Annotated in this window: 11 protein-coding genes; 3 read left to right on the top strand and 8 right to left on the bottom strand. The window is 48.6% G+C overall.

The window, feature by feature from the left end; all coding sequences use genetic code 11:
* Positions 1-26: 26 nt before the first annotated feature.
* From JFC05_RS01820 to JFC05_RS01805, 4 genes are all read right to left on the bottom strand, one after another.
* Positions 27-1340 (bottom strand): ribonuclease D, encoded by a 1314-nt coding sequence (locus JFC05_RS01820; protein ID WP_198335525.1) that lies wholly within the window; start codon positions 1338-1340, stop codon positions 27-29.
* Positions 1341-1488: 148 nt separating this feature from the next.
* Positions 1489-2082, bottom strand: coding sequence for a recombination mediator RecR (recR, locus tag JFC05_RS01815; protein WP_075101236.1), 594 nt, complete (start codon positions 2080-2082; stop codon positions 1489-1491).
* A 182-nt stretch (positions 2083-2264) separates the two neighbouring features.
* A complete protein-coding gene (locus JFC05_RS01810; RefSeq protein ID WP_075101100.1) occupies positions 2265-2594 on the bottom strand; it encodes a YbaB/EbfC family nucleoid-associated protein in 330 nt (109 codons plus the stop codon).
* Positions 2595-2688: 94 nt separating this feature from the next.
* Positions 2689-3978 (bottom strand): O-succinylhomoserine sulfhydrylase, encoded by a 1290-nt coding sequence (locus JFC05_RS01805; RefSeq protein WP_198335524.1) that lies wholly within the window; start codon positions 3976-3978, stop codon positions 2689-2691.
* Positions 3979-4508: 530 nt separating this feature from the next.
* Here JFC05_RS01805 and JFC05_RS01800 point away from each other — a divergent pair.
* From JFC05_RS01800 to dusA, 3 genes are all read left to right on the top strand, one after another.
* A complete protein-coding gene (locus JFC05_RS01800; RefSeq protein ID WP_198335523.1) occupies positions 4509-6128 on the top strand; it encodes a phospholipase D family protein in 1620 nt (539 codons plus the stop codon).
* A gap of 516 nt (positions 6129-6644) precedes the next feature.
* Positions 6645-7898 (top strand): MFS transporter, encoded by a 1254-nt coding sequence (locus JFC05_RS01795; protein WP_227697367.1) that lies wholly within the window; start codon positions 6645-6647, stop codon positions 7896-7898.
* A gap of 183 nt (positions 7899-8081) precedes the next feature.
* A complete protein-coding gene (dusA, locus tag JFC05_RS01790) occupies positions 8082-9053 on the top strand; it encodes a tRNA dihydrouridine(20/20a) synthase DusA (RefSeq protein WP_198335521.1) in 972 nt (323 codons plus the stop codon).
* A gap of 89 nt (positions 9054-9142) precedes the next feature.
* On the opposite strand, the gene JFC05_RS01785 is transcribed toward dusA, so the two are convergent.
* From JFC05_RS01785 to JFC05_RS01770, 4 genes are all read right to left on the bottom strand, one after another.
* Positions 9143-9937 carry a CPBP family intramembrane glutamic endopeptidase gene (locus tag JFC05_RS01785; protein WP_198335520.1) on the bottom strand — a complete coding sequence of 265 codons (795 nt, stop codon included), beginning with the start codon at positions 9935-9937 and terminating at the stop codon, positions 9143-9145.
* Positions 9938-10154: 217 nt separating this feature from the next.
* On the bottom strand, positions 10155-11060 hold the full coding sequence (locus tag JFC05_RS01780) for an alpha/beta fold hydrolase (protein WP_198335519.1): 906 nt from the start codon (positions 11058-11060) through the stop codon (positions 10155-10157).
* Between the two features lie 181 nt (positions 11061-11241).
* A complete protein-coding gene (sppA, locus tag JFC05_RS01775) occupies positions 11242-12297 on the bottom strand; it encodes a signal peptide peptidase SppA (RefSeq protein ID WP_105245118.1) in 1056 nt (351 codons plus the stop codon).
* A gap of 241 nt (positions 12298-12538) precedes the next feature.
* Positions 12539-15529 carry a ComEC/Rec2 family competence protein gene (locus JFC05_RS01770; RefSeq protein WP_244658159.1) on the bottom strand — a complete coding sequence of 997 codons (2991 nt, stop codon included), beginning with the start codon at positions 15527-15529 and terminating at the stop codon, positions 12539-12541.
* Between the last annotated feature and the right edge of the window lie 164 nt (positions 15530-15693).

Here is a 15693-nt window from a genome sequence, read left to right as displayed (position 1 = left end):
AACCAAACCTCATGGATGAGACTGTCTTAAGCTTTTATACCCATCCCTTGCTGTAGCTCGGTTTTATGCCCTTTAATCACCGGTATCAAGGTTTGTATCACCCATTTATGACGCCAGCCTTGCAGCCCTTCTGGCAGCTCGGTTAGGTCTTTATCAAAGGCAATGATTTCATAGAGCTGCGCCAGCCATTTTTTGCGCATCAAGACATTGGCAGGCACACCGATTTTTTCTGCGTGCGCCTCGATCGCTTGCTGCACCGCTTTTGATAGGACTTTGTTTTTGGAGCGATATGGTGGTAGCAAACAGGCAGGATGCTCAGCAGGATGCAGGTTTTTGGCATCCTTAATCACTTTGAGCAACTCCTCACCATAGAGGCGTAGCATGCTGCGGTGCATGGTGGTTTTGTGCGCAAGCTCGCGCATGCTGCTGGGTTTTTCGGTGACAATTTCACGTACCGCTTGTTTTTTTATGACAAAGGTACGTGGCTGATTGGTCGCCCGTGCCAGCTCCTCACGCCATGTCGCCACTGCTTGCAGTATCGCCATCTGCTCAGAGGTATAACGATAATCCGCCATCGTAAGATACATCTCATCATCGGCCATGTGCTGCGTGTCATAGAGATCACGGGCATATAGCTGACAATCCTCCCACACATAGTCAAAGAGACCTTGCTTTTTTAGCTCGTATTCAAGACTTAAATAAAGCGCAGGCAAAAACCGCACGTCATCAATCGCATACTGCTCTTGCTCATCTGATAGCGGACGCTGTAGCCAGTCAGACTGGCTTTGTTCTTTATCGATATGCATGTCTAACTGGTCATCAAGCGCTTGCTGATAACCCATTTGTAGTTGACCCGTCAAATAAGACAGCGCAATTTGCGTATCAAAGATATTGGTGAGAGGCGGACAGCCAGACAACAGATAAAAAATACCCAAATCTTCGCCGCAAGCATGCCAAATCGCTACATCTACCTCTGTCAAGGCTTGCCAAAAATCGTCCAATTGTAGTCGCGGTGCGTCTAATAGATAGATATGATCGCCTGTGTTGAGCTGCACCAAAGCCAAACGCGGATAGTAGGTATCACGCTTGATAAACTCGGTATCTAACGCCACGCGCCCGCACGTCGCCAACGCCTCTATCACGTCAGCCAAACCCTCTTGCTCACGTACCCATGTCACATCGGCGTCTTCAGCGATATCTAATAAAGCATCGATGTCAGGCTCAGGCGGCAGGTCTACTGACCCTGCACCGGTATTGACTGGCGTCGCCGGCTCGTCAGCGGTGGCCGCAGGCTCTGAATGATTGGATGGAGTAACAGCGGTTGAGATATGGTTGGACACGGGCAGATACCTGCAGAAATAGAAGAAAATAAAACGCTAAACCGCGCCTTAATAAAAGTAAATATCAAAACCATTATAACAATATCACAAAATAAAATGGACAAGACTTGGCTTTTATAGAGAATTTATGAAATTGATATAGAAAATACTATAAAAACGAGCGATTTTGCATGGCTTGTCCAAGGGTCATACTATCTAGGTACTCAAGCTCGCCGCCCATCGGTACGCCTTGTGCCAAACGGGTAATTTTACTGACATGACGATTGACCGCTTCACTGATAAAGTGCGCGGTAGTCTGGCCTTCGACCGTGGTACCTGTCGCCAGTATCAGCTCCGCCACTGGCTCCTGTTTGACTCGCCACACCAGCTGATCGATGTTTAAATCATCAGCACTGATGCCGTCTAGTGGTGACAGATGACCACCTAAGACGAAATAACGACCACGGTAACCTGCCGTTTGCTCTATCGCCATCACATCGGCGGCGGTTTCGACCACACATAACAGCCCATCATCACGCCTCGGATCTTGGCATAATGGACAAATCGCCTCATCACTGAAGCTATGGCAGCGCTGGCACTCAACGATATCTCGCATTGCCTCATCCAGCGCTTGCGCGAGCGCCATGCCTTGCGGGCGTTTTTTGGTCAGCAAATGGAGCGCCATACGCTGGGCGCTTTTTTGTCCCACGCCTGGCAAGATACGCAGCTGTTTGACCAGCTGATCAAATTTGGCTGTCAGCAAAGTGTCTTCCTTTTTTAACTTCATGTATAAATCGTAGCTATAAAAATGGGGTCGTATCGTGTCGATAACAACCCCATTTTTATGTTCAGCGTGCTGTTTTTGGCGGCTAAAGGCTTTATATTTCACATGTTTTTTTAAAACCATGCCAGATACTTGCTTTGCTTAGCCTGCCCTTGAGCTGTTTAAAACAAGCCTTGCATACCTGGTGGCAGACCCATGCCTGAGGTCGCGCTCGCCATGGTTTGCTCATATAGCTCGTCGGCTTGACGTACTGCATCATTGATCGCAGCAGCGATGAGGTCTTCGATCATATCTGGCTCGTCTTCTAATAAGCTAGGATCGATGGTCAAACGCTTGACCACGTGACGACCAGTCATGGTGACTTTGACCAGACCACTGCCCGCTTCTGCTTGTACTTCTTTGTTAGCCAGCTCTTTTTTGGCGTTTTCAACGTTTGCTTCGACTTTCTTTTGCATCGTTTGTGCTTGTTGCATCAATGCTTGAATATTCATAATCGCCTCTTGGTATTTTATGGAAATACGTAACGTAATGCGTCGGTTTTCATCACGTCACGTTTATGCGTTGACGGTGATTATACCGTTATCTTTACAAACTGTCTAAGCCGCGCGCCAAATCTTTGATGATATCTGCCACGTCCTCCAACCCAACCGACAAACGAATGAGACTGTCTTTGACACCCGCTTCTGCACGCGCCTCAGCGCTCAGGCGAAAATGGGTGGTGGTGGCAGGATGAGTGATGGTGGTTTTGGCATCGCCCAGATTATTGGTGATAGAGAGCATTTGGGTGGCGTCTATTACATGCCAAGCAGCTGCTTTTGCATCCCTGACACCACCATCAGAGAGGGCTTGCGGCTTCACCTCAAACCCCATGATAGCGCCGTAGCCACCTTGCATATGATGTTGCTGCGTGGCAAGCGCGTGGGCGGGATGATCGCTTAAGCCTGAAAAATGCACGGTACTGACATTGGGATGATGAGCCAAAAACTCTGCCACTTGATTGGCGTTTTGGCAGTGCGCCTGCATACGCAGCTTTAGTGTCTCAAGCCCTTTGGTAAAGACCCACGCGTTAAACGGGCTCATACTGATACCGCCTGAGCGCACCACGGTAAAGGCATCTTGCATCAGCTTATCACTACCGACCAGCGCGCCGCCCAACACGCGGCCCTGACCGTCTAGATATTTGGTCGCCGAGTGAATCACCACATCCGCGCCCAAATCTAATGGCCGCTGCAGCGCCGGGGTCGCAAAGCAATTATCAACGACAAGTAATATACCATTGGCTTTACACAGCTCGCTTAGATAGCCAATATCACAAATTTGCGCGAGTGGATTACTTGGGCTTTCGCAATATATCACTTTGGTGTTTGGCTGCACCGCTTTTGCCCACGCGTCATTATCGAAGCAATCGACATAGCTGACCTCGACCCCAAACTTTGTCATGTAATTATTAAACAGCCCAATCGATGAGCCAAATAGCTGATTGGCCGCCAGCAGATGGTCGCCTGCTTTTAGGTAGGCCAAACACATGGTCAAAATCGCGCCCATGCCTGAAGCGGTAGCTACCGCGCGCTCGCCATTCTCAAGCGCAGCCAAACGCCGCTCAAAAGTACGCACGCTAGGATTGGTATGACGTGAGTACACGTTACCTGTTTTGCTACCGTTAAAGTGCGCAGCAGCATCGGCGGCCGACGCATAAACATAAGAGCTGGTGGTAAAAATAGCCTCTGAATGCTCGCCTTCATCGGTGCGATGGTGCCCAGCTCGTACCGCGATGGTTTGCATACCATAATCAAGGCCTAAATCGAGCGCATCGCTGCGCCAGTTTGGATCCAGTGTATTTAAGTTTTTATCATTCTGCGTGTGCGACTGACTCATATATCTTCCATTGCCTTGGTGAGTACTGTGGCGTGTCCTCCACTCAGTCGATTATCACCTACACGGGCTGATGAGGGCACGCCTTAAATTGATAAGGGGTGATTGGTAAAATGACGGCATATCTTTGTCGATCTTACCCATCCGCCTTATCATAGCATGTCAACTTATTCCACACATCTGGTTTCAAAGGCCAGCTAAATCGTATTTTTGCATACTCAGCCCAGCGGCACGCGAGCGCGTACCAGACCCATTATTACTTTGGGAGAGACGCTGCAATACGCTGAGCCATTTAACAAAAATAACGTATTTATAATAGGCAGATATAGCAACAACTGCTAAGCTTAGCGTCGATTTCGAGTTAGTCTCAGATTTTACCTGACGCAGTACTATTATCGATTTGCTAATCAATGCTATTATTTCAAAACCTCTATTTTTTGTGGTCATAGACAGCGTAACGATAAGGTCGCTGTCCGACCACACCCAGCAAACGAATTAATCCGTAAATACAGGCTCATTAAGGTAAATCCGTCATGTCGATGTTTAGTATAGATCCAGCCAACTTCTCACTGAGCCTAACCCTCGGACTGACATTGGGACTGAGTGCCTGTCAGAGCCTACCCAAGCAGCCGCACCTGCCCGAGAGTCAAGCGCTGTCTGCACGCATCCATGCACTGTATCAAGCAAAAAACAGCAAACCCTCTGAGCAAACAGATTTGGTCGCCGCCATCAGCGAACAAAACGATATCCACCCAGACTTATCAGGCTATCACCCGATTGTCACTGGAGCCAATGCCTTTGCCTCTCGCAGCATCTTGACGGGTATGGCCACCCGCAACATCGATGCCCAGTATTATATCTGGCACAATGACCAAGCCGGCCAGCTAATGCTCAAAGACTTATGGGAAGCGGCTGAGCGCGGGGTAATCGTGCGCTTGCTACTCGATGATTTTAATAATAATGCTGAACTTGATCAGCATTTATTGCGCTTTGCCAGTCATCCAAATATCGCGGTACGCATCATCAACCCCTTGATGCACCGTAAGTTTCAAACCCTAAACTACGTCACAGGCCTGCCTAGAATCAATCGGCGCATGCACAATAAGAGTATGACCTTTGACAAGCAGATTACCATCATCGGTGGACGTAATATCGGCAATGAATACCTAAGTAACGATCAAAATAGCCAGTTTGCTGATCTGGACGTCTTGCTCATCGGCAAAGTCGTGGCCGATATTGATAATAGTTTTGCCAGCTATTGGTCGTCGCCGCTGTCGTTTGACATCGAGACGCTCGCGACCCTTGGCGATGGCGCAGCCACTGATTTTTTGGCAGCGCTAGACAAGATTGGTCAAGATGAAAAACACCATGCCAATAGCAGCTTGACCGTCTATAAAGCAGCGATTGAAGAGTCGACCATAGATGAGGACTTAGTGAGCAAGCGGGTGCCGTTTCGTTGGACAGACATGCAGTTTTTGAGTGATGATGTCGGCAAGCTGAGCAAGGCCGTCCCTGCCGATACCAATTTGGTGCATCAACTGCGTACCCTGCTTGGCAGCCCGGCCAAAAAACTGACCATCATCTCATCTTATTTTGTCCCGACCAAAGACGGCGTCAACACCTTAGTACAGCTGGCCAATGCTGGTGTCGATATCAAAATCTTGACCAACTCTTTTGACGCAACGGATGTCACCGCTGTGCACTCAGGCTACAGCCAGTGGCGGCCAGCGCTGCTGCGCTCAGGCGTAAAAATCTATGAGCTCAAATCCACCGCTGGTGAAGAAAAGCGTGAAAACAAGCTATGGAAAGCCCGCAGCCAATCCTCAACCAGTCTCCATGCCAAAACCTTTGCCGTTGATGACTATCAAGTGTTTATCGGCTCATATAACGTCGACCCACGCTCTGCCAATATCAATACCGAGATGGGCGTGATCATCAACGACGACGAGCTGGCAAGACAGCTGCATGGCGCGCTCAGTGATGACTTGCTCAATCAAGCTTATGAGGTAAAGCTGCTAGAGAACGGTCGCCTGCAGTGGCACACCATGGAAAACGGCGAAAAGGTAGTGTACGACTCAGAGCCGCGAGTCGACATGAGCGACCATGTCTGGCTGACCATCATGTCTTGGTTGCCGATTGATTGGTTATTATAGTACTCAGGCAGGGCTTTTATTCACTCGATAATTAGGGCGTGTTGAACATTCGCAAATAGGCACTGCTGATCGCTAAAATTGTTCCAGACAAGGCACAAAGCGACGATAATGCAGATGCCTTAGCGAGATTTGTAACGCAGTATGGGGCAATTTTAGCATCAGCCCGCAGGGACAGGACTCTTTTTTGCCGCTTCATCGTTAAAAATAAGCGCTTAGAATGACTAAATTTATTATTTTTAACATCGAATCGCCTAAAAAATAGTCGCTGTCAGTGCCATGGTCGAATGTTCAACACGCCCTATTTCAATGGGCTAAAAATAGCGAAACGCTTAAGCGAAACACTCTGAATATTACTGTCTTGACGCTTCCCTTTTTTATCAGGAGGTGTCAGTTTTTATCATGCGGATTATCTAGAGGATAATCGGCTTAACGACCACATTAGCTTGTGGTGTGGATGCGTGATTTACTATGCCTAATCGTTCTCAATATGCCCTGATGTCTACGAAAGATAGAAACATGGTATTGTTTATTTGCTTTAGTAGCGCCGTCGCGTTTTTTGATTTTTTGATTTATTTATATATCTCAGATATCGTGGCATCGGCGCTGTTCCCCGTCAATAGCAATCCCAATGTTGCTCGGCTACAAGGGTTAGGACTGTTTGCCGTCGGTTATCTTGCTCGTCCATTCGGCGGTGTTTTGCTGGGGCGCTATGGAGATATCAAAGGGCGTAAGTTTACTTTACTCGTCAGTATGCTCGTCAGTGCCATCAGTTTGCTAGTCATGGCTTGTTTGCCGACCTATGCACAGTGGGGACTGATATCGCCTGCTTTGTTTATCCTGCTGCGGCTCATACAAGGAATGGCATTTGGCCTGTATGTGCCCTTGGCTTGGGTATTTGTGGCCGAGCACGTGCCCCGTCAGTATTTGTCGGTTGCTTGTAGTTATGTCACGGCCAGTTTTTTTGTGGGTGTGTTGTTTTCAAATGCGTTTTTTATGTGGTTGTCGAACGTTATGACCATTGAGCAATTGGTCGACTATGGCTGGCGACTGCCGTTTTTTGTGGCAGCCATACTGAGCTTTTTGCCGCTACTGGCTTGGCGCTTGGTCAGTGAAACGCCGTTTTTTACGGCCATGCTAGCATCAAAACCACCAAACTATGTCGCCAAACCCTTGACGCTGCTGTCTAAGCACTGCAAACACTCTATCTTTATTGGGATGATTTTGACCTTAATCATCTCCAGCATCACCACCGTCGTTGTCATTTTGCTGCCCGACTTGATCAAGCTGCGCTTTAACCTAGATGCGGATTTGTTTGGGTTTTCACACAGTCTGGGCATTGTGTTTATGATTTTTGGCTGTGTTTTTTATGGGATTTTATCGAACTACCAAAACTTTGGTAAAATTCTTGCCGCAGGCTCTGCGCTACTTATCACCATGATTCTTGCTTTCTTTTATCATTTAGAGGCTGGTGGTGATTATATCTTGATCATGTACGCCCTCTTAGGCTTTTGCTCAGGTATTATTGGCATGATGCCGGCTATTTTGGTACAGCTGTTTCCGACCAATGTGCGCCTAACTGGTATGGCACTTTGTTATAATGTCACGTACGGCATCGTCGGTATCTCGATTCCTTTTGGACTCGGCTATGCCACGACTCTAGTGATTTTCTCTCCGGCTCTCTACATTGCATTTATCGGTTTTATCGGTATCATCATGGGTCTTTATTTTTACAACTTGCCCGAGTTTAAAAAGATTGAGCATGTGATCTAGTGGCGACCTAACGGGTCGCAGCCTCGGTCGTGTCTTAGCTTTATAGATGATGGATGATACATACGGTGTCATGGTAGCTGCATGACGCTTTTTTTATGCGCTTAAGACCCCATAAACCAAACCACGCTTATACATTTAGCCACTACTACACATTTAACGACTCTTTATTAAGGCCCCACCCCTATGGTTGATATGAGCAATAAACGACTCTCTGTTGCCCCTATGATTGATTGGACAACGACAGATTATCGTTACTTTGCGCGGTTGTTTAATCCGCATGTTTATCTTTATACTGAGATGATCAGCACGGGTGCACTCATCCATGGCAATCGCGATCGGCATCTGCGCTTTGATGCGCTTGAGCATCCATTGGTGTTGCAACTGGGCGGCGCCGACAATAGCGAGATGACGAAGTGTGCTGAGTTTGCCCAGCAGTATGGCTATGATGAGGTCAATATCAATGTGGGCTGCCCATCTGACCGTGTGCAGCACAATAAAATAGGCGCTTGTCTGATGGCGGAGCCTGAGACGGTTGCTGACTTGGTCAAGCATATGCAGGCTGCGGTCGATATTCCTGTGACCGTCAAGCACCGTATCGGCATTGATGATTTTGACAGTTATGAGTTTATGGTGGACTTTGTCGAGACAGTAGCAGCGGCTGGTTGTACACGCTTTATTGTCCATGCGCGTACCGCTTGGCTACAAGGCTTGAGCCCCAAACAAAACCGTGAAATACCGCCCCTGCGCTATGACGATGTGTACCGCCTCAAACAAGACTTCCCTACGCTCGATATCGAGATCAATGGTGGTATCGACACCGTCGCCGATATCGAGGCGCATTTACAGCACGTCGATGGGGTGATGATTGGGCGGGCGTTTTATCACAACCCTTACCTGCTGGCAGAGGCCAATTGTCTGTGGGGTGCGCCTACGCCCAAGCGCTCAGAGATTTTGGCGCAGCTCCTCCCCTATCTAGAAACACAAATCGCTAAAGGCGAAGCGCTGCCTACGATGACGCGGCACTATCTGGGTTTGTTTCAAGGACTGATGGGCGCGCGTAAATGGCGACAAGCCTTAAGCGGCAAACCACAGCTAACGCTCGACGATGTCAAGCAGGCAGCTGATGAGGTGTTGGCGCTCAATCCTGATGTATAGCCGTACTGATTAAGACCACATGGATTGACACCACATGAACTTAAGTAATGTGGTGTTTCGCGCAGTAATTAGCAATTAATAATTACTACTTAAGCCACTTGCGCCAGATACTGCCACATAGCAGCGCCATTATTGATGATATGTAGTAGTATCGGCAGCAGCAGCGAGCCTGACTTAAAACGCGCATAACAAAATATCAATGCCAGTACCACAATGGTACTGATCTCATAGACGCCGTACTGCACATGAATGACCGCAAATATCAAACTGGTCACGACGCTTGCAACAACTGCCCCGCGCGGCGATAAATGTGATAAATTATCTGTATCTATAAACTGCTCAGCGATTGCCGACCACAGGAGCCCACGAAATATCAGCTCCTCATAAACAGGCGCGACGATCACCATTGCAAACACCAATAGCCACACCGAGCTGACAGACTGATACAGCGGATCGACAAACACCAGCGGCGTCTCACCCAACACATACGTCAAGGCCTGACTGCCAATCATAAACAGCAATAACACCCCAAGCATACCTATGCCGACTGCGAGTGAAAACGGCGTTAGTGCCAGATAGTGCCGTACGTTGCCGCCCCTGATATCAATCAGCAAACCGCTCATAGCGACTAACAAAACACAGCCTATGAGGATAGAGAGGCTGACGACCGTGCCATCATTACTGCCAAAATAAAAAATATCAGCCATGCTGGCGCTTTTACCAGTGGGCAATACCAACTTGCCAGCGATATAAACCCCTAATAGCTGACTGATAAAAAACGCCATCACCACCCCTACCGTCAGCACAAACGCGCCCAAACGCGAAAACAGCGGCGGTTGTTTTATGATAGAGGTTTGATGGGCGATGGTCGTGTTTTTTTGCATAAATCGTCACTTAAAGTAGCACACTGCCTAGCTATTTAGAGCCTATATGGTGAGTTCAGTATAAAAATGATACAGTGGGACTGGGATAAATTTTATGCAGCATCGAGCAGCGCAGGCACAGCTCGCAAGGAAAATTTATCCCAGTGCCACGTTGACCTATAATGTATCTGTTTTATTGAGAATCGACTATAGCCTGTATCTGTCGCGGTGTAGGTGGTTAGTTTTCGCCGCTAGGCTTTAGCTGCTGCTCAATCAATGATAGTACGTGTTGCGCGACTGACTCTGGGTACTCAAGTGGGAACATATGACCGCCTGCATGGGTCTGGTACGCAATGCCTAGCCGCGATTGAACCTGCTGCGGGAAGTGGCGCTTTAAAAACAAGCTATCCTCGCCGATAATCAACGTCACAGGTACCTTAGGGCCACGATTGGGCGTCAGCCAATACCAAGAAGGATTGGTACGAAACACCGCCACCTCACTGGCTTTGGGAATGGCCAGTGTCACCTTGCCATCGGCGCGCTCGTGCAATCCATGCTCGATATAGCCCTGAAAGCTGCGCTCATCAAAATTCTTAAAAAAACCTTTATGACGCATTTTTTCGTAGGCTGCCTCTCGGCTGTCCCAAACATCACGGCGACGTTTCGATATCCCAGAGGGCGACAATGCGTCCATTAAGCGGTTATTCATAAGCGGCAGTCTGTCTATTGTTTTGGCCATATGCCAAAGTAGACTGGTTTTGCCATAAATCCATGGCGGATCCATCAGCACCGCTTGGGCAAAGTGCTCAGGCGCGCGGTACAGTGCCTGCAAGGTACACATCGCGCCAAGCGAGTGACCCACTGCCACCACTTGAGTCACGCCATGCTTGTCACACGCGTTTTTTACGCTATCAATAACCTGCTGCGTCAGGCTGCGCCAATGATTATCCACCGGATAGCCAGGAGTATCGCCCAGTCTGGCAATATACTCAATGGTAAAAAACTCAGATAAATGCTCAAAAAACGGCTGATAGACCGCGCTTGGCATACCATTGGCATGGGCAAAATGCAGCACAGGCTTCTGGGTTATTTTTGAGATGGGCAGTGCGGCGCTAAAGGTCTGCAATTCGACTTCATCATTCATAACAAGCTCTCATCAGATCCTGATCAAATGTGACAATATGGTTTATATGGTGGTTTATATGATTTATATGGTTTACGTTATTTGTCATTGGTATGGCAGATAATGAATGTGACATACCAATGAGGCTGAGCATACGCCCAGCCTCAACCATCATACACAATCGTATGAAAACATACAGTACTTAGCGCATCTGCGCGTTACCCTCTGATTGTGGCAACACATCAAGGCCGATGCTCGAACCCACGCCAGCGCCCAACTTAACAGCAAAGCGGTCCATAAAGAGCTGGAACGGATCGGTTGGGCTATAGTTGACGACATTGTCTAGCTCTAGCTGCTTCTCTAAGCTGGCGATGCTGCCTTTCTTATCTGCCAAACCCAGCTCTATGGACTGTTCACCTGTCCAAAAAAGGCCTGAAAATAGCTTGTTTTGTTCAGGGTTTTTTAGACGGTCACCGCGGCCTTCTTTTACAGCGTTGATAAAGTGCTTATGAGTGTTGGCCAGTACTTTTTCGACATGATTTTCTTCATAGTCGGTCAGTGGGCGTGACAAGCTTAAAATATCTTTGTACTCGCCTGCGGTGATGGTACGGTCTTCGACACCAAACTTATCCATCAAGCCTTCGATATTATAGCTTGGCATAATCACCCCGATAGAGCCGACGAGGCTTGACGGATTGACATAAATCTCATCAGCAGCAGACGCGATATAGTAAGCGCCTGAGGCACCGACATCACCGATAACGGCATAGAGTTTCTTGTCTGGATATTCTTGACGCAAGTCCATCATCGTCTGCCAAATCTCATCAGACTGTACGGGCGAGCCGCCAGGCGAGTTGATGTCTAAGGCGACCGCTTTGGCATTGCTGTTTTCAAAGGCGCGGGTCAGGGCTTCATTGACGTCATACGCGTTGGCCACATCGCCACTGCTAATGACCCCTTGTAGCTCGACCACAGCCAGATGCGGCTTACTGGTATCGACACCTTCGAGCCCCGTTGGCGCTTTGCTGCTGCAACCACGGCCCAAGGTCAAAAATATCAGTAAAATATAGCCAAAGGTTAATAGCTTAAAGAAAATCCCCCAACGACGGGCGCGGCGCTGCTCAACCACACTGGCCAACAAGGTATTTTCTAGTAGTCGCCATTCTTGCCCGCTTGGTTGGCTTGGCTGCTGTATTGGCGTTGGCTGATTTGGGGTATTATCAGGACGTTTGTTAGGGTCTGGTGGCCAATTGGGCATATAACTTCCTAAGTCAGAAACAATCTAAAACGATAAAAAAACAGCATATAAGCACACATGGGCCGCGATACTTTGCCCATGATGCCTTTATCCATTGATATCAGCTGTGAATAGTGCTGCTAAGTATGGTGCTATTTTTAGCATGGTTCAATAGCATAACGGTAAAATATAGTATAACGGTGAAATATCACCATATTGTAACACTGATCGGCCAAACCTTGTTTTTATGGCAGCATCTTTATTAGGGTGACGCCATACTTGTATCTCTTGTCTCTAAGGGCAGTGCGGCTGGCAATATTTTATCATCATGCGTGATAACTACCCCGACACGCTGGCGCTCTAGTACATCAGCGGTGACAGACGACGTGCTGTGACCGAGCCACCTACTCTGTGCCGACGTTGCGCGCTCATCTGTACACATCAGCGACCATAACTGCCAGACTCGTGCATGGCTATCGGCATTTAAGATGATGCGTTCAGGTGGTGTATGGCGCTGCGGCGATGATGAGTCAGACGGCTGAGTCGCTAAGCGATCAAGAAGTGCTTGCACGCTAGCAGCAGAAGATTTGAGCGGTGCAGCCGCGTTATACCTAAGCACTTGTATCGGCATACGGCTACTCTTTATACCGCTAAGATCGATCGCTATCGTACAGTCCCACACGCTAGCGTCCTCTATCTGACGCCAACCTGTCATCGCGGTGATGGACAACTTGTTATTGGCCGATTGCCATGTTTTGCCCTCCTCACAGCGCTGCGCACTGATAGAAGACTTTGCCGCGGCGGGATGAGTGACTTGATAAGCGGCTTGCAAGGCTGGCCATCTATCGATGCGCCCTGCTTGCCAGTACTGATAAGTCGGTAAATGCTGCGATAGCTGCAGCACTGTCAGAGGCAACAACTCAGAGGTAGAAGCCTGCAAGGACTTTGGCGGATCATCATTGATTTGTCTTTGACTCAAAGCGGCGCTGCTACTTTGTACAACGACACCGTGCAAGCGCTTTATTGATAAGCTACCCAGCTGCTGCGCCACAGTGGCAGACAATGCCTCTGCGGTAAGCCTACTTGGCATGGTCGGTGCCTCACTTGGTCTGTGTTCTGCCAAAAATAACCAACTGACTTCATCTTCACCACTCTCCCCACTGTCATCCGTCATGGGGTATTGCAGCACACTGGCGCTTATATACTGATCGCCAGTCGGCAATAAGTAAAGCGTCGGTACAGTCATCAATGATTGCTGATTGGCATAAACCGTCATCATGAGCAGCACCAAAGGCGGCAGTGCTAACCCGCGACTGATGAGCCCTCGTGGCAACAGCCAAGGCAATATCACCAATACCATCATTAGCACGATAGCCATGTTGATGGGTGTGTACAACCACGCGGCAGACAATGCAGGCAATGTCGTCAACCAATCGATTAGCTGATGCAAGCTCAGGATAATGGCGGTGACAAACGACCATAGACCATCTGCCAGCGTCGGCGATAGCAGATAAATCAAGCCTGCCAATAAATTCAGCGGTACAATGACCCAGCCGAATAAACCGATGGCAAACATATTGATGATAAGACCCCATAATGAGGCCTTGCCAAAGAGTAGCAATGTGATGGGCAATAAAGCAATAAACAACCAAAACTGTAACTTAAAGACACGTTTGGCTACGCCCCATCCCTGCCGCAGCCATAGCCTGCCGCCAGCCTCATTCTGATACGACGATGGTGTGTTTGTCTGCGTGCTGGCCAATGTATGAGGGTGATGTGATCTGTCTTCATACTTAAGTAATAGCGCCACTGCGACAAATGATAACCAATAGCCTGCCTGCCATAATACATAAGGATCGCACCACGCCATAAGAACAGCCAGCGCTAGCAATACCCGCATGGTACTAACAGGCAATAAGCTCAGGCGTATCAGCCCTATAGCAAATAGCATCCAGGCGGTACGAGCAGCAGGCACATCAAACCCAGTAAATAGCGCATAAACAAAAGCCGCGCCAATCATCACCCACCAGCGCACTTGCCAGCGTGGTACGTAACGATACAAGGCGGGATATAACTGATTGACTATCATCACCGCTGCACCTGCCAACACAATGGCCAAAAACAAAACGTGGGTGCCTGATATTGCCAGTAAATGCGAGATGCCCGCCAGCTGGTATAGCTCTTTGGTATCGCGACTGATAAGGCTCCTATCTCCTGTCAGCAAGCTGAGCGTAACCGCCTTTGCTTGTTGCTCATCGCCAGTAAGCATATGCCAGCCTTGATAAAAATGCTGGCGCAGCTGCCAGCGTCCGCGATCGATATACGTACGCACGCGCGACAGATGAGAAAGAGAAGAAGGTGCCACGAGCAGATCTGTATCAGCAGTACTGACAGGCTGCGTCGCTGTCACCAGTACACGCGCCACTCCATCGATATGGCGACCGCGCAACCAGCGATAGCTGTCAAAGCCAGAGGGGCTACTGGTTGCCTGCTTGGCCGTCGCCAATGGAGACAGCGCCAAGCTCATCCACCGCGTCTCCCCTGGTTTTAGCTGAGAGAGATTGGCAAACTGCTTGGCCGTCTCTGGCCGACGCGAAGATTGAGGATAAGCACTAAGCAATATGCGATGCCTATCAGTGTGCAGCGTATCAAGATTGATTGAATTGCTTTTAATACTTAGGCTATTTTTATTGGTATGTGATTGTACATCTGCTAAGTGGCTAGCGGTGAGATTATCCAAATCTTGCGGTGTCAGCTCAGAGACCAAAGGCGAGAGGTGGGTGATGACTGCCACCTGCCGATAGCCAGTGTCTGCAGCTGCATCCAAAACACTATCGCTGATACCTTCGATTGTCACCAATGCTTGCACGCGTAGTGGCGCAGTGATTTTGCTCGACTCCGCTTGTTGGTGACTGACCAGTGCTTGTAACGTGCTAACCCCTATTAGCCCCGCTGCCAGTATCACGACCACTATATGACGGACAAAGAGCAAAAGGCGTTTGGTAATGGATAACTCAATAACAGGTGACTGTGAGGAGGTCTGAGAAGAAAATGGCGTTGATTGCGCGGCTGGAGTGGCAGGTGTATAAAGGCGAGAGAGCATAATAAGCGCAAGGCTCATCATCACTAGTATGAGGGCTAATACTGAAGGATTAATGGTATCAACCAGTGATGAGACGCTTGGCATGCTATCTGCAACGGCCAGCACTCCCATCATCACGACGATAATCAAACCACCTACCAACCAATACACCAGCACTCCTTGCTCGAGGATTTGATCATAAACCCATCACGACTGACACGTCATGCAATAGCATTTACACGACTATTACCCTATACTGATTGCCTATATTGCGCTAAGGATGATCTCGCATTGTTAGCCTTTATATTCTAATAAAACTTTTAGCCTGATTTTTA

Source organism: Psychrobacter celer, from assembly GCF_016107555.1.
Taxonomy (GTDB): Bacteria; Pseudomonadota; Gammaproteobacteria; order Pseudomonadales; family Moraxellaceae; genus Psychrobacter; species Psychrobacter celer.
The sequence above is the reverse complement of the archived record's forward strand: the minus strand, read 5'-3'. Positions and strand labels throughout refer to the sequence as shown.